Raw genomic sequence first — 2367 nt, 5'->3', positions numbered from 1 at the left:
AGGCGCTCGCCCGCCGCATCGCCGGCCAGGGCGGCGCGGCGCTCATCGTCGACTACGGCCATGGCGGCGGCTATGGCGACACGCTCCAGGCGCTCAAGGCCCATCGCTTTGCCGATCCCCTCGCCGATCCGGGCGAGGCGGACCTCACCGCCCATGTGGACTTCTCCGCCCTCGCCCGGCTTGCCCGCGCCGCGGCGCGCGCGCCTTCGGGCCGCTCGGCCAGGGCGCCTTCCTGCTGCGCCTTGGCCTCGCTCCGCGCGCCGAGCGGCTGAAGGCCGGCAAGGACCAGGCGGCGCAGGCGGCGGTGGACGCCGCGGCCCTGCGGCTCGCCGGCACGCAGGAGGGGCAGATGGGCGCGCTGTTCAAGGCTATGGTGATCGCCCATGAAGGGCTCGGCGCGCCGGTCGCGTTCGATCCCGCCGAGGAGGTCCGCTGATGTATGTGGAAGCGCCGTCGTTCAAGGGCCTGCCGGGCATCCGTCATGCCTTCTTCACCCGGCGCGGCGGGGTGTCCTCGGGCATCTATGCGAGCCTGAACGGCGGCCAGGGCTCGAACGACGATCCCGCCAACGTCGCCGAGAACCGCGCCCGCATGGCGAAGGCGCTGGGGGTGGAGGCGAGCCACCTCGTCGCCTGCTGGCAGGTGCATTCGCCCGACGCGGTGCTCGCGACCGCGCCTTGGCGCCGCGAGGACGCGCCCAAGGCCGATGCCGTGGTGACCGCGACGCAAGGCATCGCCGCCGCCGTCTCCATCGCCGATTGCGGCCCGGTGCTGTTCGCCGATCCGGAGGCGCGCGTGGTCGGCGCCGCCCATGCGGGCTGGAAGGGCGCGTTCGGCGGCGTCATCGCCGCCACCGTCGCGCTGATGGAGGCGCAGGGCGCGCGCCGCGCCAACATCCGCGCCGCCATCGGCCCGCTGATCCGCCAGCCCAGCTACGAGGTGGGCGAGGACTTCGTGCAGCGCTTCCTCGAAGCGGACAAGGCCTTCGTCCAGTTCTTCGCCCCGGCCGACCGGCCGCACCACGCTTTGTTCGACCTGCCGGGCTTCATCGCCCTGCGGCTGAAGGAGGCGGGCGTCGGCCACGTGGAGGATCTCGGGCTCGACACCTATCCCGACGCCGAGCGCTTTTTTCCTACCGCCGCACCACCCATCGGCACGAACCCGATTATGGCCGGCTGATCGCCGCCATCGCCCTCGCCTGAGGATCGGACGGAAACCGCCCCCATGAAGTCATCGGATGTCGACATTCTCCTGGTGCCGGGCTGGCAGGGCTCCGGCCCCGATCACTGGCAGAGCCGCTGGGAGCGCGCGCTCTCCACCGCCCGGCGCGTCGACCAGGCCGACTTCGATGTCCCGGATCGCGATGCCTGGACCGTCCGCCTGGTGGAGGAGGTGGCGCGCGCGGCGCGTCCCGTGGTGCTGGTCGCCCATTCGCTGGGCGTGCCCACGGTGGTGCATGCGGCGCCGTCCTTCCCTTCCGGCAAGGTGGTGGGGGCGTTCCTGGTGGCACCACCCGACCTTGGCGCGACCCGCGCCCCGGAACTCGCCGCCTTCGCGCCGGTTCCGACCGATCCCCTGCCCTTCCCCTCGGTGCTGGTGGCGAGCCGCAACGATCCCTATTGCGCCTATCGACAGGCGGAAGGCTTCGCGCTCGACTGGGGCGCGGCTCTGGTGGATGCGGGCGATGCCGGCCACCTGAACGCCGAGGCGGGCTTCGGCCCCTGGCCGGAAGGCTCCATGCGGCTGCTCGGCTTCCTGCGCGCGCTCAAGGCGGAATCTTAAACGTTCCTTAACCGTTCCCATGGACCGCCGGCCCGTTTGCCGCTACCCCTGAGGCGTTAATGAAACCTTAGCGGGGACGGATGAAGGCCAAGCGGTCGAGCGGAGCTGGACATGCCCGCGCCCTCAAGGCGTTTGCCGGCGCCGGCCTCATCGGCGCCGGCCTGATGCTCGCCGGCTGCCAGACCGACGGCCTGTCCTCGGGCGGCGGCGCGCTCGCCTTCGACCGCATCGAAGGCCCCCCGCCGCAGAGCTTCGATCGCCTGGTGACGCAACTGTCCAGCGCTGCCGACGCGCGCAAGGTGGACGTGGTCTCGCGCCAGCAGGACGCGCCCTATCGCGTCAAGGGCTACCTCTCCGCGCATCAGCAGGGCGGCAAGACCTCGGTCGCCTATGTCTGGGACATCTATGGCCGCGACCGGGAGCGGGTGGCGCGCGTCTCGGGCGAGGAGACGGTCTCGGCCGCCAAAGGCGCCGATCCCTGGGCCGCCTGCGACGACGCCTGCCTGGCCAAGATCGCCGAAAGCACCATGGCGGGCCTTTCCGCCGCCCTCGGCGGCTCGGCCGCGCCGGCCGCGTCGGCCATCG

At 72.3% G+C, this 2367-nt stretch carries 4 protein-coding genes and 1 pseudogene; all 5 read left to right on the top strand.

Annotated elements, in window-relative coordinates:
* Positions 1–272, top strand: a 272-nt coding sequence (locus AC2W7M_RS23920; RefSeq protein ID WP_486135467.1) for an SAM-dependent methyltransferase, incomplete at its 5' end; no start/stop codon positions are given.
* 32 nt (positions 273–304) lie between these two features.
* Positions 305–436 (top strand): hypothetical protein, encoded by a 132-nt coding sequence (locus AC2W7M_RS23915; protein ID WP_486135465.1) that lies wholly within the window; start codon positions 305–307, stop codon positions 434–436.
* Positions 436–1202, top strand: a pseudogene (gene pgeF / locus AC2W7M_RS23910) (peptidoglycan editing factor PgeF). The gene AC2W7M_RS23915 and the pseudogene pgeF overlap by 1 nt, the downstream one beginning before the upstream one ends.
* A gap of 22 nt (positions 1203–1224) precedes the next feature.
* Positions 1225–1782, top strand: coding sequence for an RBBP9/YdeN family alpha/beta hydrolase (locus AC2W7M_RS23905; RefSeq protein WP_486135463.1), 558 nt, complete (start codon positions 1225–1227; stop codon positions 1780–1782).
* An 80-nt stretch (positions 1783–1862) separates the two neighbouring features.
* The coding region (locus AC2W7M_RS23900) for a hypothetical protein (protein ID WP_486135461.1) at positions 1863–2367 on the top strand (505 nt) is incomplete at its 3' end.

Source organism: Xanthobacter sp. BG11Y11_SDJG (assembly GCF_057364445.1).
Note: the sequence above shows the minus strand (reverse complement) of the source record. Positions and strands in the feature narration are given on the sequence as shown.